At 45.1% G+C, this 22,149-nt stretch carries 22 protein-coding genes and 2 pseudogenes; 7 read left to right on the forward strand and 17 right to left on the reverse strand.

Annotated features, from left to right (window positions below):
* Window positions 1-192: 192 nt before the first annotated feature.
* The gene (gene trpE / locus NLZ44_RS19000) at window positions 193-1,737 is read left to right on the forward strand and encodes an anthranilate synthase component I (protein ID WP_315642369.1); all 1,545 of its coding nucleotides are present in this window, start codon (window positions 193-195) and stop codon (window positions 1,735-1,737) included.
* 5 nt (window positions 1,738-1,742) lie between these two features.
* Window positions 1,743-2,630, forward strand: a complete 888-nt coding sequence (locus NLZ44_RS19005) for a PhzF family phenazine biosynthesis protein (protein WP_315642370.1) — start codon at window positions 1,743-1,745, stop codon at window positions 2,628-2,630.
* Window position 2,631: 1 nt separating this feature from the next.
* On the opposite strand, the gene NLZ44_RS19010 is transcribed toward NLZ44_RS19005, so the two are convergent.
* A complete protein-coding gene (locus NLZ44_RS19010; protein WP_315642371.1) occupies window positions 2,632-3,633 on the reverse strand; it encodes a S66 peptidase family protein in 1,002 nt (333 codons plus the stop codon).
* Between the two features lie 30 nt (window positions 3,634-3,663).
* Here NLZ44_RS19010 and NLZ44_RS19015 point away from each other — a divergent pair, with 30 nt between their 5' ends.
* Both NLZ44_RS19015 and NLZ44_RS19020 read left to right on the forward strand, forming a co-directional pair.
* On the forward strand, window positions 3,664-4,830 hold the full coding sequence (locus NLZ44_RS19015) for a pyridoxal phosphate-dependent aminotransferase (RefSeq protein WP_008050449.1): 1,167 nt from the start codon (window positions 3,664-3,666) through the stop codon (window positions 4,828-4,830).
* Window positions 4,831-5,027: 197 nt separating this feature from the next.
* The gene (locus NLZ44_RS19020) at window positions 5,028-6,671 is read left to right on the forward strand and encodes a YcjF family protein (protein ID WP_493750787.1); all 1,644 of its coding nucleotides are present in this window, start codon (window positions 5,028-5,030) and stop codon (window positions 6,669-6,671) included.
* A 7-nt stretch (window positions 6,672-6,678) separates the two neighbouring features.
* On the opposite strand, the gene NLZ44_RS19025 is transcribed toward NLZ44_RS19020, so the two are convergent.
* The 16 genes and pseudogenes from NLZ44_RS19025 to NLZ44_RS19100 form a co-directional block, all read right to left on the reverse strand.
* Window positions 6,679-7,218 (reverse strand): cytochrome C, encoded by a 540-nt coding sequence (locus NLZ44_RS19025; protein WP_493750788.1) that lies wholly within the window; start codon window positions 7,216-7,218, stop codon window positions 6,679-6,681.
* 15 nt (window positions 7,219-7,233) lie between these two features.
* The gene (locus NLZ44_RS19030; RefSeq protein ID WP_493750789.1) at window positions 7,234-8,145 is read right to left on the reverse strand and encodes an MBL fold metallo-hydrolase; all 912 of its coding nucleotides are present in this window, start codon (window positions 8,143-8,145) and stop codon (window positions 7,234-7,236) included.
* A gap of 496 nt (window positions 8,146-8,641) precedes the next feature.
* Window positions 8,642-8,791 carry a hypothetical protein gene (locus NLZ44_RS19035; protein WP_493750790.1) on the reverse strand — a complete coding sequence of 50 codons (150 nt, stop codon included), beginning with the start codon at window positions 8,789-8,791 and terminating at the stop codon, window positions 8,642-8,644.
* A complete protein-coding gene (gene panD, locus NLZ44_RS19040; protein WP_493750791.1) occupies window positions 8,784-9,149 on the reverse strand; it encodes an aspartate 1-decarboxylase in 366 nt (121 codons plus the stop codon). Before panD ends, NLZ44_RS19035 begins: the two co-directional genes overlap by 8 nt.
* A 19-nt stretch (window positions 9,150-9,168) precedes the next feature.
* Window positions 9,169-9,450 (reverse strand): transposase, encoded by a 282-nt coding sequence (locus tag NLZ44_RS19045; protein ID WP_493750792.1) that lies wholly within the window; start codon window positions 9,448-9,450, stop codon window positions 9,169-9,171.
* A 114-nt stretch (window positions 9,451-9,564) separates the two neighbouring features.
* Entirely contained in the window at window positions 9,565-10,716 is a 1,152-nt protein-coding gene (locus NLZ44_RS19050) for an RNA-guided endonuclease InsQ/TnpB family protein (RefSeq protein ID WP_493750793.1), read from the reverse strand.
* Window positions 10,637-11,242, reverse strand: a complete 606-nt coding sequence (locus NLZ44_RS19055; RefSeq protein ID WP_493753032.1) for an IS607 family transposase — start codon at window positions 11,240-11,242, stop codon at window positions 10,637-10,639. The genes NLZ44_RS19050 and NLZ44_RS19055 overlap by 80 nt, the downstream gene beginning before the upstream one ends.
* A gap of 81 nt (window positions 11,243-11,323) precedes the next feature.
* Window positions 11,324-11,515, reverse strand: a pseudogene (locus NLZ44_RS19060) (helix-turn-helix domain-containing protein); the annotation flags it as partial.
* Between the two features lie 8 nt (window positions 11,516-11,523).
* Window positions 11,524-12,258: pseudogene (iscB, locus tag NLZ44_RS19065) on the reverse strand (RNA-guided endonuclease IscB); the annotation flags it as partial.
* A gap of 219 nt (window positions 12,259-12,477) precedes the next feature.
* On the reverse strand, window positions 12,478-12,996 hold the full coding sequence (locus tag NLZ44_RS19070; protein ID WP_493750794.1) for an inorganic diphosphatase: 519 nt from the start codon (window positions 12,994-12,996) through the stop codon (window positions 12,478-12,480).
* A 58-nt stretch (window positions 12,997-13,054) separates the two neighbouring features.
* Window positions 13,055-13,351: a hypothetical protein gene (locus NLZ44_RS19075; protein WP_493750795.1), complete on the reverse strand. Its 297-nt coding sequence runs from the start codon at window positions 13,349-13,351 to the stop codon at window positions 13,055-13,057.
* Between the two features lie 62 nt (window positions 13,352-13,413).
* Window positions 13,414-14,451: an RNA-guided endonuclease InsQ/TnpB family protein gene (locus NLZ44_RS19080; RefSeq protein ID WP_493750796.1), complete on the reverse strand. Its 1,038-nt coding sequence runs from the start codon at window positions 14,449-14,451 to the stop codon at window positions 13,414-13,416.
* A gap of 240 nt (window positions 14,452-14,691) precedes the next feature.
* Window positions 14,692-14,904 (reverse strand): TLTLP motif-containing protein, encoded by a 213-nt coding sequence (locus NLZ44_RS19085; protein ID WP_006625958.1) that lies wholly within the window; start codon window positions 14,902-14,904, stop codon window positions 14,692-14,694.
* Window positions 14,905-15,036: 132 nt separating this feature from the next.
* A complete protein-coding gene (locus tag NLZ44_RS19090; protein WP_493750797.1) occupies window positions 15,037-15,600 on the reverse strand; it encodes a hypothetical protein in 564 nt (187 codons plus the stop codon).
* An 8-nt stretch (window positions 15,601-15,608) separates the two neighbouring features.
* Window positions 15,609-15,821: a hypothetical protein gene (locus NLZ44_RS19095; RefSeq protein ID WP_006617125.1), complete on the reverse strand. Its 213-nt coding sequence runs from the start codon at window positions 15,819-15,821 to the stop codon at window positions 15,609-15,611.
* Window positions 15,821-18,883, reverse strand: a complete 3,063-nt coding sequence (locus tag NLZ44_RS19100; protein WP_493750798.1) for a GAF domain-containing protein — start codon at window positions 18,881-18,883, stop codon at window positions 15,821-15,823. Before NLZ44_RS19100 ends, NLZ44_RS19095 begins: the two co-directional genes overlap by 1 nt.
* A gap of 266 nt (window positions 18,884-19,149) precedes the next feature.
* Between NLZ44_RS19100 and NLZ44_RS19105 the strand changes: the two genes are divergently transcribed.
* The 3 genes from NLZ44_RS19105 (at window position 19,150) to NLZ44_RS19115 (ending at window position 22,098) form a co-directional block, all read left to right on the forward strand.
* Window positions 19,150-19,296, forward strand: a complete 147-nt coding sequence (locus NLZ44_RS19105; protein WP_493750799.1) for a hypothetical protein — start codon at window positions 19,150-19,152, stop codon at window positions 19,294-19,296.
* 237 nt (window positions 19,297-19,533) lie between these two features.
* Window positions 19,534-20,214, forward strand: a complete 681-nt coding sequence (locus NLZ44_RS19110) for a Crp/Fnr family transcriptional regulator (protein ID WP_008050490.1) — start codon at window positions 19,534-19,536, stop codon at window positions 20,212-20,214.
* An 81-nt stretch (window positions 20,215-20,295) separates the two neighbouring features.
* On the forward strand, window positions 20,296-22,098 hold the full coding sequence (locus tag NLZ44_RS19115) for a M61 family metallopeptidase (protein ID WP_493750800.1): 1,803 nt from the start codon (window positions 20,296-20,298) through the stop codon (window positions 22,096-22,098).
* The last annotated feature ends 51 nt before the right edge of the window (window positions 22,099-22,149 follow it).

Here is a 22,149-nt window from a genome sequence, read left to right on the forward strand (position 1 = left end):
GGTAGGGGGGGTTCACCGGACTTTTCATTCTGAATAAGGCCATTTGTAGAACCCACCCCTACACTACAGGTAAACTCCCTATAAGATCAGGTTTGCTGGTTCCTGATTGTTCACCAAAAACCAGCATTTTCTGTTATTTTTGATACACGGTAGCATTAAATTCAGCTACCAATTTTCCCAAAAATTACAACGATGATTTTTCCAGATTTCTCCCAATTCTGCCAACTACAGGCTAGGGGTAACTTCATTCCTGTCTATCAGGAGTGGGTGGCGGACTTGGATACACCAGTTTCGGCGTGGTATCGGGTTTGTGCAGGTCAACCTTACAGCTTCCTGTTGGAGTCAGTCGAAGGTGGGGAGAAAATTGGGCGTTACAGCTTTCTGGGTTGTGATCCTCTGTGGACTTTATCAGCCCGTGGCGATCGCATGATTCAAAAATTTAGGGACGGTCAACAACAAGATTTTCAAGGCGATCCATTCAAAGTATTAGCTGACTGTCTTAAACCTTATCAACCTGTCAAATTGCCAGAACTACCGCCGGGAATTGGGGGACTGTTCGGGTTTTGGGGTTATGAATTAATCAACTGGATTGAACCACGAGTCCCCATTTATCCCCTTACAGACGATGATTTACCCGATGGCCTATGGATGCAGCTTGATAGTTTACTAATTTTTGACCAGGTGAAGCGCAAGGTTTGGGCTATATCTTATGCTGACCTGCGGGAAACAGACCCAGAAACAGCCTATCAACAGGCTTGCGATCGCGTTACTCAATTGGTAGATAAACTGAGATCTCCCCTATCTCGTCAGAGTACCCTATTACAATGGACTCCCCCCGATAGCAATAAATCTGATGATACCGAAACATCACGCCAATACAGCAGCAATTTCTCCCGCGACCAGTTTTGTGCTGCTGTTGACCGGGCGAAGGAGTATATTAGGGCGGGAGATATCTTTCAGGTCGTCATTTCCCAACGCCTGGCGGCACAATACCAAGGCGATCCTTTCTCCTTGTATAGATCCCTGCGTTTAATCAATCCTTCCCCCTATATGGCTTATTTTAACTTTGGGGATTGGCAGATGATTGGATCTAGCCCGGAAGTGATGGTCAAAGCCGAAAAAAACATTGACGGAAAGGCGCGCGCCACCGTTCGCCCCATTGCTGGAACCCGCCGCCGTGGTAAAAACTCCCAGGAGGATCAACACCTAGAGCAAGATTTGCTACAGGACCCCAAAGAAATCGCCGAGCACGTTATGCTAGTAGACCTCGGACGTAATGATTTAGGGCGCGTCTGCCAAAATGGAACCGTAATGGTTGATCAGTTGATGGTCGTCGAACGCTATTCCCATGTTATGCACATTGTTAGTAATGTGGTGGGAGACTTAGCAGATGATAAAACTGCTTGGGATTTATTAAAAGCCTGTTTTCCCGCTGGGACTGTTAGCGGTGCGCCGAAAATTCGGGCTATGGAAATTATTAATGAGTTGGAACCTAGCCGCCGAGGTCCATATTCCGGCGTTTATGGCTATTATGATTTTGAGGGACAACTAAACACGGCTATTACGATCCGCACTATGATTGTCCGTCAGGGGGAAGATGGTATCAATCAAGTTTCTGTACAAGCGGGGGCTGGACTTGTGGCTGACTCCCAACCGGAAAAGGAATATGAGGAAACCCTCAATAAGGCGCGGGGGTTATTGGAAGCCATTAGCTGTCTGAAAACTTCTGAGAGTTAGTTTTTATGAATTTCTACATCGTTGATGTTTTTGCAGAAGCTAAATATGCCGGAAATCAACTCGCTGTTTTCTTCGGTGAGGGTGTTTCCTCTCTGTCCGATGAGGAAATGTTAGAAATTGCCCAGGAAATTAATTATTCAGAAACTACTTTTATCCGTTCCGAGGGAATGGTTGATGGTGGCTATGATGTCCGGATTTTTACCCCTTCTAAAGAATTGCCTTTTGCGGGTCATCCTACCCTGGGAACTGCTTATATTATTCAACGGGAAATGATTAAAAAACCTGTTGATCAGGTGGTATTGAATTTGGGAGTCGGTCAAATTCCGGTGACTTGGAGTAATGGTAACACTGACCAAGAGTTGTTATGGATGCGCCCCAGTAATCCCGTTTTTTATAATTGTTTAAATCCGGCAGATGTCGCCCCGGTTTTGGGTTTGGAAATGGCGGATTTTGACGATAACTTTCCCATTCAAGAAGTGTCAACGGGGATTCCTTTTTTAATCGTCCCTCTCAAAAATCAAAGGGCTTTAAAACAGGCTAAGGTTAATTTAGACCATTATGGTGAGTTTATTAAAAACACTAATGCTAAGGAGATTTTTGTTTTTTGTCCTGAACCATATGACATGGAAAATGATATCAGCGCTAGGATGTTCGCCCCGGCTTTAGGAATTGCCGAAGACCCAGCCACGGGAAGCGCTAATTCTTGTCTGGCAGGTTATTTGGTGCATAATTCCTATTATAATAGGGATGAGATTAATGTGCGTGTGGAACAGGGTTATGAGATTAATCGCCCTTCTTTACTATTTTTAAAAGCCCAAAAAGTTGGGGATGAAATTGATGTCATGGTGGGGGGAAAAGTGGTGGCGATCGCTAAGGGAGAATGGTTGAATTAACTTAGCTAACTGCGGCTTCTAGCATTTGGATAGTTCCGCGATCGCTATTAATTTCTACCATAGCACCTATGGCTATCGTAAATTGGTCGCGAATATGACCTATGGCTGAACCATACCAGGCGGGTATTCCTAGGGGTTGAATATGATCTACTAACACTTCCCATAAGCTAAAAGATGATTCCCCTTCCCTCCCCGGTGAACAACGGCTACATTGTCCGAAAATAAACCCCGATAATTTATCTAAAATTCCGGCGAGTTTTAATTGGGTCAATAGGCGATCGACCCGGTAAACATCCTCGTTAATATCCTCAATAAATAGAATTTTTCCCGACCAATTCGGTAGATATTCCGAACCCACCAACCCCGCTAAAACTGATAAATTACCCCCCACCAGTTGACCCCTGGCGCTACCGCTGGTAATAGTTTCTACCTGAATATTCCCAGGATTTTCAAACGTAACAGCTTCCCCCGTAAACAAAACTCGCTTTAAGTAACTAACCGAAAAACTCCGCCAATGGGAAGTGCCTAATAATCCGTGAAATGTGATAAAATTGCACTGGGAATATATCGCCAATAATAATGATGTGATATCACTATAACCAATAATCACCTTGGGATTGTTGCGGATTATGTTATAATCTAATAAGGGTAAAATACGGGCAGCCCCCCAGCCACCAGCGGCGGTAATAATTCCCCGAATATTCGGATCAGCAAACATGGTATTAACATCGGCGGCGCGGTCTCGATCTAATCCGGCTAAATAACCATATTTATCCATCAGGTGAGGTGCGGCTTTCGGATTAAGTCCTTGTTGCATTAATTGCAAAGTTAGAAATTTTAACTCCTGTGTGGTAATCCATCCAGAAGGCGCAATTATTCCCACTGTATCCCCAACCCGCAAACGGGGTGGTTTAATAGGATTAGGAGAAGATGCTAATACCGGAAATCCTGTTGCTAAAAGTGTCAAACCTAACTCACTTATAAATTGGCGGCGATTTTTCATAGATCTAATTTTCATACCATTGTTAAGATTATGAACCTAGATTATTCCCGAATGCAATCAGTCCAATCCCCAATTATTCCGATTATTGGAAAACTAATTAACAATCATCCCGGGACAATTTCCCTAGGTCAAGGGGTAGTTTATTATGGCCCGCCACCTGTGGCATTTGACCATATATCCGAGTTTTTAGCTAGTCCAGAAAATCATAAATATAAACCAGTAATTGGTATCACTCCACTACTTGAGATCATCGCCGATAAACTGCAAACAGAGAATCATATTAATCTCAGCGATCGCCAGAAAATTGTCGTCACTGCTGGTAGTAATATGGGGTTTATGAATGCGATTTTAGCTATTACCTCACCTGGGGATGAAATCATTATACAATCTCCTTACTATTTTAATCATGAAATGGCGATTATGATGGCAAGTTGTCAGCCTGTAGTTATTCAGACCGATGACAATTATCAACTACGAATTGATGCCATTCAAGCCGCCATCACTGATAAAACCAGGGCGATTGTTACCATTTCTCCCAATAACCCCACCGGGGCGGTTTATTCCCCAGAAGCATTACAAGAAATTAATCAAATTTGTAGCGATCGCCACTTATACCATATCAGTGACGAAGCCTACGAATACTTTACCTATAATAACATCAAACACACCTCACCCGCCACCTTTCCTAACAGTGAATCCCACACAATTTCTCTCTTCAGTTTATCCAAAGCCTACGGTTTTGCATCCTGGCGCATTGGATATATGCTAATTCCTGAACACTTACTAATCCCCATCCAAAAAGTTCAAGATACCATCTTAATCTGTCCTCCCGTTATCTCCCAATATGTAGCTTTAGGCGCGTTAAAAGTAGGTTATGAATATTGCCAAAATCATATTAAAACCATCACGGAAGTTCGGGATATATTTCTAAATGAACTCAGCCAATTATCAGATTTTTGCACAATTCCGCAAGCTGATGGCGCGTTTTACTTTCTACTGAAAATAGACACAGAGTTAGACTCAATGGAATTAGCCCAACAACTGATTAAACAGTTTGGGGTAGCCGTAATTCCGGGGACTACCTTTGGTATGTCACAAGGCTGTTATTTACGGGTAGCTTATGGGGCGTTAAAACCAGACACCGCCGCCGAAGGAATTGGGCGTTTAGTCAAAGGTCTGAAAACCTTAGTTATTTAGATTAACCTATCAATAATCTATCCGGGATTATCCCCCCAGGGGAAACTAATAGCCAGCCATAATTGCATTATACCAGCCCCCAATTTTGTACCTATACCATTTTAGCCCAAATCCTAATAGCTGCATAGGTCAGTCAAAATCCCCAAATTAACCAGCTATGATAGAAAACAGACTGATTTGAGATTAACCATAAGATTATGCCTTTATACCGCCTTTTCATCATCATTGTGGGTGTTTGTGTCATCCTGGGTTTAATGATTTGGCTAGTCACATCGATTTCTTGGTTATACAGTCAAGTGGCGTGGATGGCTAACCCGATTTTAGCAAATTTATTGCTAGTTGTGTTAATAGGTTTGCTAGGGTTATTGATTTATACGTTTTTCTACTATTTTAGGCTGTTTCAATTTGGAAGTCATGGGAGAAAAAAACGCGGCCATAACTGGCGTATACCCTTGGATAAATCAGAGGCGGCTGAAACCTCTTTAAAAGCTATCCGACAACAGGTTAATCAAATTCAAGATGAAGTAGCGCGTCAGGCGTTAATAAGTCGTTCTCAGGATATAGAAGCTAACCTATCTCAAGGTAGTATTCAGGTGGTGATATTTGGCACAGGTTCTGCCGGGAAAACATCTCTGGTTAATGGGTTAATGGGGGAGATGGTAGGGCGGGTTAACGCACCCATGGGAACTACTATAAATGGGGAAACTTATCGACTAGAATTAAAGGGGTTAAATCGAGAAATTTTAATTATTGATACTCCGGGAATTGGGGAGGTCGGAGAAGGGGGGGCGACTCGTTCAGAAATGGCTAGAACCCTGGCTACAGAGGCAGATTTATTATTATTTGTGGTGGATAATGATTTGCGTCAATCCGAATTGTATCCTCTGCGGAATTTGGCGGAAATGGGGAAGCGATCGCTATTAATTTTTAACAAAACGGACTTGTATACAGAAGCTGATAAAAATCAGATTTTAAATCGATTAAAGCAACGAGTGAGCGGGTTTATTTCTCCGGAAGATGTCATAGCGATCGCCGCTAATCCTCAACTAATTAATCTGGACAATGGAGATACATTTAAACCTGAGCCTGATATCATGCCACTTATTCATAAAATCGCCACAATTCTACGCGCCGAAGGGGAAGAATTAATAGCTGATAATATCCTTCTCCAGTCTCAAAGATTAGGCGAAGAAGCGCGGCGTTTAATTGATAACCAACGTCTACGCCAAGCCGAAAAAATTGTCGATAGATATCAGTGGATTGGGGCTGGGGCTATTGCTGTTACGCCGCTTCCGGTGGTAGATTTATTAGCAACTGCGGCAGTTAATGCCCAAATGGTAGTAGAAATTGGCAAAATATATGGGTGTGAATTAAATATGGATAGAGGGCGAGAGTTGGCTTTATCTCTAGCGAAAACTTTAGGCAGTTTAGGAATTGTGAAAGGTGCGATTCAGTTAGTAGCTACCGCCCTACATTTTCACATCGGTACTATTGTAGTTGGTAAGGCGATTCAAGGGATAACTGCGGCTTATTTAACCCGAATTGCGGGGCGTAGTTTTATCGAGTATTTTCGCCAAAATCAAGATTGGGGAGATGGGGGTATAACAGAGGTGGTGCAGCGACAATTTCAACTTAATCGGCGAGATGAGTTTGTGCGAGGATTTATTCAAGATGCGATCGCCCGAGTGATTGAACCGTTGCACCTCGATAAATCATCAGCAGAGTCCGATGATGAACTAGAATTAGAATTAGACAAACCCTCAGATATTGCCCCTTATTTATACCAAGATTCATCTCAAGATGATTGGGATAATCCCCGTCATCCCCCAGATAATTGGTAAAAATTCACTACGGAGAATCTTGCCATTCTGGAGTCAAAAGACGGAAGTTATAATCGGATGCACCCGGATGACAGGTTTGGCAATTATGAATATTAATGGGTTCCGTAAATTCTACGCGGGGATGTAGCGCCCTAAAAAAGCGCGATCGCTCAATTCTAAAAGGGATACCCTCTTCAGCCACAGTCATAGAACGGGAAAAATGGCGGAGATAATTCCACACCAACAGGCGAGCCGGATCCACTAAAGGTTCAATTTGAGTGCCATAATGTTGACTATCCTGGAGAATTTGTTGCCAAGTCTGTCTCGGTAAAACTGACGGCGGAATAGGAATATGGCAAGTAGCGCAGTTTTCTAAATAGAGTTCCTGGCCCAGTTGAAATTCTGGCGGTACAAAATCAACAGTACCGATCGCACTAACAGAATACTGACCTATACTTGGCGTTGTAATGCCCAAGGATATCAGGACAGCAACCAGAATCAAACAGCATCGAATCAATAGAGAATATCTCCTTTCGCTGCGCCGATTGGAGAGTCTGGAATTGAACATATTATAGAAGTTAGCTTATTCTAGGGTAATGACCATACCTTCTCTGGCAACAACCCCCTGGGGGAAAGCAGCTTTAAGTTCAAGTTGGACGCGATCGAGAAAATCATCATCGTGGGATGGGTCATGTTGATACATCGCTATCTGCTTAACACCCGCTTTTTTGGCAATTTCTACCCCTACCTCCCAGGTAGAATGTCCCCACCCGATTTTGGGACACTTATGATCATGATACTCCTCATTAGTATAGGTAGCATCATAAATCAGCAAGTCGGCATTGCGAGCCAAGTGCAGAACATTATTATCAAAGCGATCAAGAAAATGCTCTGTATCACTACAGTAAACAGCTGTACGGCCTTCCCAAGTAACCCGATAGCCGACCGCCATATTAGGATGATTTAGGGGAGCCGTTTCGATTTGAATGTCATCAGACAAAGCAATCACATCCCCAGGGATCAGATCATAAAATTTCAGGTCTGATTGCATGACGTGCATGGGAACCGGGAAATTAGGATGTACCATTTGATCAGACAGGCGTTCCTTAATCGTTGAGCCATCAGGAGCGATCGCCCCATAGATATGAAAGCGATTAATCGGGATAAATGCTGGCACAAAGAAAGGAAACCCCTGGATATGGTCCCAGTGGGTATGGGAAAAAAAGACAGAGGCTTCAACGGGCATTTGTTTGAGCAGATCCAAACCCAAAACTCTTAACCCAGTCCCTCCGTCAAAAATCAAACGTTGATTTCCCAGACGCATTTCGACACAGGAGGTATTCCCCCCATATCGAACAGTTTTATGGCCAGGGGTAGCAATATTTCCCCTCACCCCCCAAAACTGTACAGAAAACTCCACAGGAGCCGAATTATCATTCATCGCATTATTATCGGAAACTTGAGGATTTTTAACAGGTCGATCAGAAACTGGCATTTTAACTGATACAGAGGTTGAACAGCAGTGAGATAAGCAACACTTGAGACCCAATACTCCCTAGTTACTGTTATGACTGATTGATCATCCATAATTTCAACACAGTTTCCAGAATTTCTTAGACCCAAGCAAGTTCCACAACCAGAACTATTCTAGCGTTTAAGTTAGAATAGACAGATGTGATCATGTTTATCCAACCCTTTTTAAAGGATTAACGTTTAGCAGCCACTCCCTATCCCCAAGGGGTCTCTTTGACACTCCCCAGCCTAAAGGCGTGGGGATTCTTGGGCTGAATCCTGCCTCCACTAACCCTCGTTAGTTTTGGTCTTACAGTTTCATGTCGTATCTGACTACACCTTTTACAGTAAGCACTCTTACAGACTACTCCCCAAGCGTAAATTCGGGTATGCCCTACCCTATTTGATTTTGACTTCGCTCTGGCCATTTGGACTGACGATGAAAGCTTTTCTACCAGTGATGGCTAGAGTTTTAGGGATTATGGAGTGTCTCTTGTTTCCTGGGTTCCCAAAGTCAACGACTTCAACATATTTTCACACCAAGTCGCCCTAAAAGGCTTGTCCTGAGCAAAGCCGAAGGGACGAGGTTTTAAACCCATTTTTTCTGATAATTTTGTTAAACTATTCATGGCCGCGAATTTCCATCACTTGATTTTTTTCATCCACAAGAACCACTTTCGGCTGATGAGTGGGGACTTCTTCCGGGGTCAACTGCCCATAGGCCATAATTATCAGGCGATCGCCTGGAATGCCTAAACGAGCCGCCGCCCCATTCAATTGAATTTCACCAGACCCAGGTGGGGCAGGAATGACATAGGTAATCAGTCTAGCCCCGTTAGTGGTGTTAACCACCTGTACCTGTTCATTAACCAAAATTCCGGCAGTGTCCAGTAAGTTTTGGTCAATACTTATACTGCCGACATAATTAAGGTTAGCCTCAGTTAGGGTACAGTTATGAATTTTAGCCAACAACAGGGTTCGATACATATTCTAAGTTCTCATCAGATCACATTGACATCCTCCCCGTAACCGGAAGGGGATTCCCAAACCTAACAATTTGGGTTTCTGGTTCTTTCCCCCTTTGGGGTTTTGAGCACCACTCCCGCAACTCCGGCTGTGTTCTGGTCTTAGGGTCGCCACCCAGACCGACACCGCCAGCCAGGCAGCTAAGATGTTGATGCTGGCCTTTACCTCTATCTCGGTCGTGATCAGTTTCCCAGTCGGGACATTCCCACTCCCGGACCTTTAACGGCATTTTTAAGGGCGATCGTATCCGCAGTTTAAGCATCCCCTGTAGGGGCGGCCTCCACCGTCAGCCATGCCTAACACCAGCCCACTGGATAAACCCGCCCGATTAAAAGCCGCTTTGGTCAACTCAGCCCTTCCGCCCTTCCTGATACATTTACGCGACATTTATCCGGCTATTGCCTGACAATGCGACGATAGCACTATTACCCGTTAAGGTAACAGAGGCGGTATCCCGCAAAGCTTTTAGAAAGATTCCCAAAGCACCGTTCCAGTCCCTGGGTAGAGTGAACCCACACTCAGGACATCGGAACACTTTTGAGCCACCTAGCTGGGAATGCACATGACCACAGTGAGTACAGGTTTTGCTGGTGTATTCTTCCGTCACATCTACAACTGTGGTTCCAGTTATTTCCCCTTGATGTCCCAGGGTTAGTTTGAATCGATAATGCGCCCATGTCAGCATGGCGCGGGCAGTCTTAGACCTGATTAGACGCTTCACCTTGGCAACCATATCGGAAGTCTCGAAGGTGGGCAAAAAAATTAGGCTGTAGTTGTGAGTCAAGTAGTGAGCAATTTGTTTGTGGGCTTCATCAACTAGATTGCGGATTTTGGTTCTCATTCGTTGAGCCGCTTGCCTCATCCGTCGCCTCCTTGAACGACAGGGTTCCTTGGCGATTCGGCTCATCAAATCATCCAAATGTTGACATAACCGAGTGATGCGTCCTATATCTCCGGAGCCCAATTCCAGAAACCGAGAGCCATCAAACCCGGTTATGAAAGTTCGGACACCTGGGTCTAATGCAATTACGCCATTCGCTTCAGTTGGGGTAACGGCAACTGGTTCAGGGAAAATCGCCAACCATCGACCTTTGGTAAACACCAACTGAGTCCCTTGCCCGCAAGTTTTAGGGATAGCTTCGGAAACCATGAAAGTTAATCCTTTCGTGAGTCTTGGATACCAACTCCCTGAAGAGAAATTAGTATTATTGAACTTAATCCCTTGAGAGCTGTCACGACAACTTCTAAACCTGGCATCAGGACTGGCGGTCAAAGCCTGATAGGCATCAAAGATGGCATTTTGCCGAATGTGGCAGGGTGTTTCTTTGACCCATTCGGGTAAGTCACTCTGCATCACTTCGTTGCGTAATTTCAGTTTGCTTAGTCGTTTACCACTCCTAGATAATGCAATTGCTTGGTTGTAGCAATACCGACAAGCGGCCAGCCATTTACGCCAGACTTGATTTAGCGCGGGGCTGGGGTAAATCCGGATCTTCTTTGACCTGAGTTTGGTATTTTCGCAACCCATAGAGTCGGGAACTGAAGCAGTGGAGGATGGCGAGGATGTCCTCAACCATTTCTCGTTCTGGGCTGAGACTTGTCTGATTGAGAACCACGAGTTCACACCCGTTTTGTTCGCAGAGCCATCGAAACAAGTCAAATCCAAACCTTGCCAGTCGGTCTTTATGGGCAACGACAACCATGCGGACATCTCCTGACAAGACTTGTCCCAGTAAGGCCAGCATTTTCTTTCGCTTGAAGTTGAGCCCGCCTCCGATTTCTGAGACGACTTCTGCTTCGGGGTAGAGGTTGGACAGTGCGGCCACCTGTCGGTTGAGGTCGGACTGCTGGGCGCGGCTACTAACTCTGGCATAGATAACGACTTTGCGTTTGTCACTGCCTGATTTGGCAGTATATGACTCAACGTTGTATCGTCGTTGCCCAGCGGGGGTTCTGATGGTCTCGATTGAGCCATTTTCGTCCCATCTGCGGAGTGTTCTTTCATGGACTCCAAGGATTTGGGCCGCTTCCTTGGGTTTGACATATCTGGCAATAGGTTTATCCTCAACTCTTCTCGCTTATTATACCGTATTGCCCTAAAATGTTAACCTAATTTGAGATTAAATCATGCTCCTCAGCATCGAAGAAGTCTCGACGTGATCAATGCCCTCTTGTCCCTCGTACCAACCTTGGTTGGTGAGCGAAGTCCAACCATCAGTCCCCGTGGCTAATGGCTTGTTATACACCAGGCGAACACAACCCAAAGTCCTCCGCAACAGGTTTTCCTGTTCCGGGTAAAATCGGTATCGGTAGGCTTTCTCCGTCATCCTTGCGGCTGAGAACCTTTTTTCTGATGGCATTTATGGCAAGCAATAGCCAGATTGCTAACTCGGTCGGAACCACCCTTGCTTTTTGGCTGAATGTGTTCGATTTCTAAAGGGATATTTTGGCCACCACAGTAGGCACACTGGTGTTGCCATTTCGTCAAGAGATATTCTCTCAACTCGTATCCAAATAAAACCCCTTGCTGGTATTCAACTCCAGATATTTCCGGGTTGGGCAGCTTTTGGGTGTCAAATCGTACCAACTCCATTGATATGTCTGTTATCGGGCCATAAGAAATCAGTCGATTTACCCAGGTCAAGGTGGTTTCAACTCGATGTTTGAGGCTGGGAGCCAACCATCCGTCTTGGCGATTTCTGTTATTGAATCGGGCTTGACGGTAACGAGTTTTTCGGCAACGACGGTGGCTGCGAACCACGCGACGTGCAGTTAACTTGGCTCGGATTCTATCTCCTCTATGAGTCAATTCAGCCGCCCAGATAACTGTGTCCCGACTCTGATTAACTAAGGCAATACCCGTCACTGATGCCCCTGGGTCTAACTTGAGCCGTAATGGTTCATTGCCCGGGTTCTCAACAGTTTTCTTGAGTATAATTGTAAATGGATAAGTCCTAAACACTGCGGCTAAACCCTGCTTCAACAGCTTTCTGGCTCTGGCCCGATGAGTGGGACTTAACGGTTGCCCCAATGTGTCAACCACAAAAACGTAATTTGGGTAATTTGGCATTTAAGCCATCTCCCAGATGGGGTAATGTTGGCTTCGGTCATGTTAAAGGGGCTTTTTACGTCTAGCTCACTGGAGCTTACAAATCCACTCATCTCGTTTCTTAAAGATAGACGACAGAGCAACAGGCTGGCGTTCACCCGATGGTGTCATCACCCCCTTAACGTAGGTCTAATCCTGGACCTGCATCTTACATCTCCTTTGAGGAGTAATTTCCGCCTGTTACCGGAAATTACCTGATTTTATGCAAGAGGCTTGCACTATAGCTTGTACCTTGTCCACATCTTGCCAACCCAGAATTTCTGTGACTTTTTTCTCAAGATTTTTGTAGGTTCTGAAAAATTCCGCAATTTCCTCTAGGCGGTGAGGGGCGATATCTTTCAGAGATTTTACCTCACTATAGCGGGGGTCTTTGGCAGGAACACAGAGAATTTTCTCATCGCGATCGCCACCATCAATCATTTCTAGCATACCAATGGGCCGCGCCGCAATCACACAACCAGGAAATGTCGGTTGATCCATCAACACCATGCCATCAAGGGGGTCTCCATCATCCGCTAAAGTATTCGGGATAAACCCATAATCATAGGGGTACTGGACAGAGGAGTATAAAACCCGATCTAGGGCGAAGGCTTGTAAATCTTTGTCAAATTCGTATTTATTTTTACTCCCCGCAGGAATTTCGATCAACACATTGACCAATCCCGGTTTCGGTTCCGGGGGAATAAGTGATAAGTCCATATTTGTCGTTCTCCAAGTTGATGTTTCATACTTCCCACTAAGGGGATTTATTCAGAGGCTAGGCTGGCTGAGATAGGATTACCCTTACCCCAGTGCTTGCCAAATCTTGCTCAGGGTTGACCCAGAAACTTAGCTTAACCGCCGATAAGCCCCGCGCTATAGCCGCAAGGTTAGCCTCCGGTTGACACTCTAGCGCCGTAGAAGGCGGAGATTTTTCAGAGATTTTCACTCTTAACGGTTGTGCCAAACAACCCCTAGACACTCCGCTTAAAGCATTGTGCTTACTTTTCCTCAAGATATTAGCCACGCCGTTACAGTCCGCGTTAACCAGAAAACCATCTTTGGTTCGATACAACCCCCGTTTAACCCGTTGGCCAGAGAATTTATGCTCTTTCGGTTCATCGGTGTTTCGGCAATTTATCCCCCAATAGGAAAACTAGCTTTAGAAGTATACGATTCCTCCTGTTCAACGTAGGCGATACCGTATCTCTCGCACAAGGCTTTCAGTTTAGCTCTCAAGCTGGCGTGCGGAATTTGAAGGAAGTTCTGATTATTGGGGCTGGCGATATTAATCTCCGGCTTGATGCCGACGTTGAAACCGACCACAATTTTCGCGATTCGGTTCTCGATACAGTGATTAACAATGTAACGGGCGGCTTTGTTGAGATAATCCCTAACCTTGTTATGGCGATTCCGCGTTACCCTAGTCTGGCGCTCCTTTATTCCCTGGATTTTCTGCAAATCTTTAATCGATTGCAGTCGGGCGTTCTCTTTGTTGTACCAACGGTTAAGGGATTTCAGTTTTTTGCCATCCACGATAAAGGATGCCCCGTTGGTATCGACGCAAGTAGCCAGATTGTCCAGTCCCATATCGATCGCTAGAGCCGTATCGGGTTCGGTGGGAACGGGAGTTTCTTCCACCTCGTAAATAAACTCCACGTCAAAAAAACGGGCATTATATCGAGGGTGAATCCGAACTTCCTTGGCTCGCATCGGTGCGCTTCTTCTTTCCGGGAAAGGAATCCAAATTTCGCCCCGCAAGTTGCCCAAGTCGCCAGACACGGGAACCCTAAATTTTCCGTCCTTGATTTGAACCCTCGGCATAATCAGGACAAAATAACCGTCTTTGGGCAGATAGTCAGGGAGTCTAACTTTCTGTGGAAAGGTCCCCTCTTTGAGGGCCTGGCTCAAACGGTAGAAGCTCCGAAAAGTGCGATCGACTACTTTAAGAGTTTGTTGGGCTATATCGGTGTTCAACCGTTTATAGTTCGAGTTTCCCTTACAGTAGTGATAGTTGGACTCGTAGCAAAGATGTTTCCCATCTTGGAAGTAATACTGCCATTGAGTGTAAATTCCTACATTGTAGAGATTTTTACTCAGTCGGCAGAGTTCCCCCAAGGCCTTAAACTCTCGCACTGGAAGTCCTCGTATCTGGTTCTTTTGAGTCAGGTACATAGCTTCTCACTAGAACTATGTGTATTTTAGTGAGAAGTGTCTCCAATGTAAAGCCGTGCTGGAAGCACGGGGTTGGAAACCCATGATTTACTATGATAGTTTATAGCGGCGCGATACGTTCAGGTATTAAATAGAGCTGAGATGCTCGAAATAACTACCTGGTGGAGAATTTAACTCACAAGGGAATCATCAGGATATCCCAGAGAACCCCAGAACTATCTATATATCCTAATGCCCAAATCATAGCCCTTCGGGAGCCGGTTTGACTGATGGGGTTGTACTAATCTGCCCAGGCTGTGGCGATGGTCGCGTTTGTAACTGACTCGGGGAGTAGCGAGCGATCGCTATTAACGGAAAAATGAGGGTGAATAATGCAATAACAGCACCCACCAGATCCGAAAATCCGTAGGTAGGACTTCCTGATAAACTGGCAGGTTGACCGTCTGATTCCATATAAACTGATGACACTAAAAAACCAGGTCAGACTTGGTTGACTAAAATACGCAACCGACATTTTACCATAAAAACATCGAAAAATCAACCCTCTCCCGGAGAATTTATCCATCATCTCCAAGGGTCAAGGAGCTAGTTTTTTGGCAAATCATTATATTGAGTTTGAGCCACATCCAACAATGTTAAGATCTGCTGCCATAGAGGGTCATGGGGATTAACACTACTACTGCACTCAGTTTTGAGCTGATCTCGCAATTGGTTAAACCGACCATTAACATCGATATTGTCGGAACCTTCCCCAGTTTCATCTGTAGGAGAAGTGGCAATAGGTTCGCTATTTTCCAAGGCTTCCTGAATATCTTGGGATGTTTCCGCCAACATCAAAGCACGATGGGCAATATTTTCAGGAAGTGATGGGCGATCTGATAAAGCAATGCGAGACAATTCCAACAGAAACTCTCGCACCTGGCCCACCCACTCAAGATCTGCTTCTTGCCATTGCCAATTAGTAGACTGGTAGAGACCGGCTTGATTTTTGATAGCGATCGCCTGTTGCGCCAGAGGTAGTGCAGAAATCGAAACAGTAGCAGGTAATTTAGGGATATCAGCTAAAGCCGAGCGAGCAACTTCAATCAACAGGTCATTCACCTGTTCTATCCATTGTCGGTCAGAATACGGTCTGTTTAACTCAGTCATTATCTAATCTAAACTTGGTTCAGGCTGAAATCTAAGATCCGGGGTTGACGACCAATTTCCTCACTACCCATCAATAGCCAACCCGCCATCTCCGAGATGGGGAGGCGCAAACCTCTCCGTTGACACACCCCCAAGCCTTGATGAGGCTTAGGGATTTTCTGATTAGTTGTGAGACCCAAAGCCCCAACAGAGAAACGGTGAGGGAAAACAGCCCCCTGCACTATTTTTCTGTGAGCTTCCAAACACCATCCCAGGTTTCACTGGGGGGCTTGGTGGTCTCATATAGTATACACCGATCGACATGAAGTTTTGCTGCTTTATTTTGAGCATCGATCGCCAAAACCGCCAAAAATTCGTGTTTAGCATTTCTAAAGGCTTCTTTAGCCTTCGAGGCAAATTTCTTGCGGCACAGATCGATGAGTTTACGCACAGCACTAACAGCCAGGTGCGCCCCTTCATCAGCTAACATCTGCTTAGTTTCATCATTAGCAGTAAACTGCTGAAGTTTAGCGACCAGCATTTTTTTAGTTTCGCGGGGAGTTAAACCACTAAGAATTTCCTCCATCCGATCAGCCATTTCTTCCGGTGGCGTAGCTGGTAACTGGGCCAGAGATAATCGTCGGACAGTATTTGAGCCAAGAATCTCCTCCAACTGGAGAAGGGACATCTCTTCCAACATTTGTGTTATAAGTTCACGTTCATTGTAGGAGAGTTGTTTAAGTTGGGACTGAGAAAAATCTTCCAGTTGTGCCAAAAGTGGAACGATATCGGTATCAGTGAGTTTTTCCATGGCGGGTTTCAGGTAAAATTCCCGACCACGATGGTAATGGTAGATAATTTGTTGTTGTTCGTCAGAAATTGGCCTAGCCTGTTTTCCTTCCCGAATACCAACCAACTCATAAATCCTGACGGGCTGACTTTTACCTTTAACCGTAATGAAATCAAGTTCGCGAACAATCAGGCGCGCGGCATTAGGGAGATAAGTATTTTCACTAATTACAATATCAGTTCCATATTGCTTACTGGTACCCTCCAAGCGAGAAGCCAAGTTAACGCCATCTCCAATAGATGTCAACTCCATCCGCTTGCTAGAGCCAATATTACCACTGATTACCTCATCAGAATGCAAACCCATACCAATTTTAATAGGCATCAGTCCTTTAGACACACGCAGATCATTAAACTCTATCAAACGGTAACGCATTTCCACCGCCGCCTGGACTGCCATCCACTGATGATTTGGTAGAGGCGCAGGAGAACCAAATACAGCCATCAAAGCATCCCCAATATACTTATCTAGGGTTCCCTGATGATTCAAGACTGTATCGACCATCTCCTCAAAATATTCGTTAAGCATACTAACTACTTCCTCAGCCTGCAACTTTTCGGTGAGGGTGGTGTAGCTGCGGATATCACTAAATAAAACCGTAACATCCTTACGGGTTCCCCCTAGTTTAATCTCACCACTAGCTAACAGAGATTCCGCCACAGCAGGGGTCATGTACCGATAGATCAAGTTCTTAACTTCTTTTTCCCCGCTAATATCCTCCATGACCACCAAAGCCCCGCTGACTTTTTCAGTATCATTAATGTCAGACATGGAATTGATGGACAGGTTAATACTTTGGGGAATTTCCGAAGCCCCTGATAACAGGGTTTGATCGGGATAATATTGTTGGCGGTCTTTAGCATCTTTAGGTTTCAAAGCCAAATCGAACCACCGGGCGAAATCACCATCTTTGAGGTGGATCAACTCTCGTACCGATAAGCCTTGAGTTACCTGGGATTCAGTGAGTCCCAGTAATTCCATAGCACATTCATTGGTAGCAATGATCCGACCCTCTTTGTCGGAAGAAATCACTCCATTAGTCAGACTACGGAGAATGTCTTTCTGTCTTTGCTCTTGTTCTTTGACCTTTTGGAAGAGTTTGGCATTCTGAAGAGCAATCCCAGCTTGGATATTAAAAGCCCGCATAAATTCGAGATCGTTTTTATTAAAGCTGGCTTTCCATTGCTCAGGAGCCTCTGGCCAACTAGCCGGGTCGTAAGGGGCGTACTCCCCTTGTTTTTTCTTGTTAATCAGTTGGGTAACACCGATTAGTTGCTTGTCGGCATTATAAACTGGCATACACAAGAGGCTACAGGTACGATAACCGGTTTTTTGGTCGGTTTTCTTCGATTGTTCAGAGCGAGGGTCTTTGTATACATCGAAGGGGATCAGTAAAGGCTCACCACTTTCGGCAACAGTTCCCGCAAATCCTGCATTTCGGGGAATCCTGATTTCGGTCAGATTGCCATTAATGGGAATTTTTGTCCACAGTTCGTCTCGGTCTTCATCTAGTAGCCACAGAGTGCTGCGATCGGCATTCATTAACTCTTTAGCCTGATCCATCACATTGGTGAGGGTTTCTTGGAGGTCGAGACTGCTTTTGCTGAGGGCATTAACGGCATTCATGAGCGCGGAAGCGGCTCGCTGTCTCTGGGTGGCTGAATAGAAGGATTTAGACGATTGCAGGATCAGCCGAATGGACGGGGCGAACTCATGGAACACCTGTTCATCTTCCCCTGTAAAGCCGATAGTATCGACTTTTTCCTGTAGGGGGGATGATGGATTAATATCGGGTTTGAGTTTGTTTAATAGTTGTACTACCGCTACTAGATCCTCATTCTCGTTCAGCAGAGGCATGGCGATCATAGTGTAGGTACGATAGCCATTTTTTTCATCAAATTTTTTGGCGGCCGCCGATCGCGGATCATCATAGAAATCGTAGGGAATATTAACGATTTTCTTGTGGGTGGCTGCTTCCCCAGCAATGCCAGCACTAGCGGGAATCCTTAATTCTAAGGGTTCTCCGTCTTCTCCTTTAGCAACTATAGACCAGAGTTCGTGCTTTTCTTCGTCCATCAGCCAGATCGTGGTGCGATCGGCGTTGAGAAGTTCTCCTGTTTTAAAGGTAATCGAGGATAACATTTCGTTAAGAATTGCCTCGAATCCCTGGGCATCCAGGAGATTGTCGAGCATCGACAGGGTTTCGTTAACGGTTTTTAGTTTATTTTCAACATCTTTAACAACTTCAACAAAGGTTTCTTTTTTTAGAGGGGCTAAAAAATTCGAGAAATTCCCACTGGTGCGGGCTAACCCAGAGGATGATGGGTTATTACCGTGGGGGGGTTTACCCCCCGAAGAGTTACCCGCCGGGCGACGGGAAGATGTGAAAATGTTTCCGTCTCCATCGATGACATCGACATCAACGGTAGCAGATACAGCAGGATTTTGAGGCATCGAATTGTTTGAAGATGCGGATTTCATAAACCTTTACCAACAGGTTGGATCTGTGCTCATATTCAGGGGCAATCGGTTTCAGATAGTTGAAATTAGGATTAGACCTTTCCCAAGCGTGGACATATACTACTGTTTATCAGTTTATGGCCATTGTAGCCGATTGCTCAATTTCCCCAGGATTTTGCTGATAATTATATAGGTGTTGCACTTATAAGTGTTGTACTAGAGTTAGGGACTATCTGGGACTAGCCCCTTGAGATTAGGGTATGGACTTGGGAGAAATGGGGAACTTGATGGGCTTTATAGTTGGTTCGGGAGTCGCTGAAAACATTACTCTCACCCTCAACCGGAATCCCACCTGGGGAGAGGGACGAGGGAAGGCTTATTGCATAATTACTGAAAGGGCTGTATAGGTAGCTTCTCTTGGTATAATTATATTTGCCTTCCTTTAATGCTACTCGGGGTCTCTCGCTATACCGCCGGGATTGGTGGGGGAGTACAACATAGCCTGAGAAGCACCGATGCCTAGGTTATGGGCGCAAGCCTTAATCATGGGTAACTTCAAATCTCTAGTGATCGAAATCTCGAAGCCCCTTGCAGTTTGTGAGGTGGTGTGTCAACATAAAACTTCTGACTTAGCGCGAGTTCTCATGCAGACTGAGGCTTTTAGTGAGCTTTTTCCTCTTTTTAAAGGGGCAAACCCAGAAACTCTGGAATGGTTGTTGTCGGTGGCTGTGAAGCACGAGTATCCAGCTAATCGCGCGATCGTGATGGAGGATGCTTGGGGAAATGCAGTTTATTTCATCGTTTCCGGGTGGGTCAAGGTACGGCGACTGTCGGGCGATAATGTAGTCACCCTGGCTATTTTGGGGCGAGGTGATTTTTTTGGCGAAATGGCGATTCTGGATGAATCTCCCCGATCCAATGATGTGATTGCTTTGTCCTCTGTACGATTGATTAGTGTCTCGGCTCAACGATTTATTCAAACGCTGTTTAAAGACCCACAACTCCATCATCGAATGTTGCAACTGATGGTGCGACGTTTGCGCCAAACTAACCAGCGTTATCAGATCCGACACCGCCCTCCGGCGGTTAAGCTGGCTAATACTTTGGTGGAGTTGGCGGAAAATTATGGCCAGTTGACGGAAAAAGGGGCTGATATTTTTAACATTCCTGAACAAGATTTGGCTCATGTTACTGATATCAGTCTGGAAGAGACTAGCAAAATTATGGAAAAACTCAATAGTAAGGGTTGGATTAATATTGATACGGAACGTCAGGTAATCCATTTGATTAACCTCAAACACCTTAATCAATTGGCTAATCAGTAAGTTTTTCCTTTAGTGGCTGGCTCCTTTGCTCTTGGGGCTTGAGCTAAAATAGCCCTGATGTTGTCGCTATTTTCCTGTTTAATGACTCAAGCTATTAGAACCCCCTCCCCAGAGGGCGCTGACTCGACGGTAGCCACCCATTACCTGGTTTCTATGTCTGAACCGGAGTCTCATTTGTTTGAGGTGCGGTTGCAAATCTCTGGACCAAATTGGGGGGGTCCGGTGGTGGACTCCGGGGTGATTGATTTGAAAATGCCGGTGTGGACTCCGGGTTCTTATATGGTGCGGGAGTATGCAAGACATTTGCAGGATTTTCAGGTATGCGCGCGCCATGGTAAATCTCTGTCTTGGTCTAAGGTCAGTAAAAATACATGGCGGGTACAAGCAGGAGAGTCGGACTCGCTAATAGTCAACTACCGTATCTACGCCAATGAGTTGACGGTAAGAACTAACCATTTGGATAGCACCCACGGCTATTTTAATGGGGCGGCTCTGTTTTTTTATGTTCCGGGATGGGAAAATTTGCCGCTCCGAGTGGCGATCGCACCTCCAAAGGGTTGGTGGGTTACTACCAGTTTACCGTCCGTTTCCGGGGTGGAAAATACCTTTGAGGCGGCGGATTTTGATACTTTGGTTGATAGTCCTTTTGAGATTGGCACCCATCAGGTTTATGATTTTGAAGCGGCTGGAAAACCTCATCAATGGGCAATTTGGGGCCAAGGAAATGGTGATATCGATCGCTTAATTACAGATGGTCGGAAAATTATTCAGGAGGTTAGCAATCTATTTTCAGGTCTTCCCTATGACCGCTATGTGTTTCTATTGCATTTGTCGAGTCAGGGTTATGGGGGACTGGAGCATAAAAATTCCTGCTCTCTTAATTATCCCAGGTTGGGATTGCGAGACCGGGATAAGTATAACCGCTTTATGCAGTTGGTAGCTCATGAGTTTTTTCACCTCTGGAATGTTAAGCGCTTACGCCCGAAAGAGTTGGAAGTGTTTAACTATGAATCCGAATGTTATACGACTTCTTTGTGGTTTTGTGAGGGAGCAACTAGCTATTATGATGGCTGGATTATTTACCGAGCTGGTATTGTTGAGGTTAAGGATTTTTTGAATGGTTTATCTAAGGATATTTCCCGATTTTTGACGACTCCTGGGCGGTTCGTTCAACCCCTGGGTGAGTCGAGTTGGGATGCTTGGATTAAGTTGTATCGCCGGGATGCTTATAGTGACAACAATCAAATGTCCTACTATTTAAAAGGGGAATTGGTGTCATTTATGCTGGAACTGTTGATCCGTAACCGTCATGGAAATCGGCGATCGCTTGATGATGTGATGGTGCTAATGTGGGAAAAATTCGGGAAATCGGAAAAGGGCTATACGGCGGCGGAGTTACAGTCGGCGATCGCTTCGGTGGCGGAAATGGATTTAGATGATTTCTTTAATCGCTATCTTCATGGTACTGAAGAACTGCCTTTAAATGATTATTTACAACCCTTTGGTTTAGTAATTAAACCTCAAAATAATGATAGTGTTCCGGATTTAGGTTGGCGACTAGCGCCGGAAAATGGAAAGACAATAGTTAAATTTGTGGAAGCGGGAAGTCCAGCACAATTGGCGGGAATTGATGCTGAGGATGAATTATTAGCTATCAATGGTTTTCGGGTGAGCATTGAAAATATTAGCGATCGCTTGCTAGACTTTCAACCAGGAGATGAAGTCCATATAAGTTTCTTCCATCAAGACGAATTGCGAACCTCTGAAGCTATACTGCGATCGCCCCGTCCTAGTGCTTATAAAATTACCTCTGTGGAAGAACCCACCCCGGAACAGCAGCGCCATTTTGAGGGATGGTTAGGCTGCCCCTATCACAAATTGTAAATGGTCTGAGCAGAAATAAACCACAAAGACAGAACAGATCAAATTTCTGTG

Source organism: Arthrospira sp. PCC 9901 (assembly GCF_059013425.1).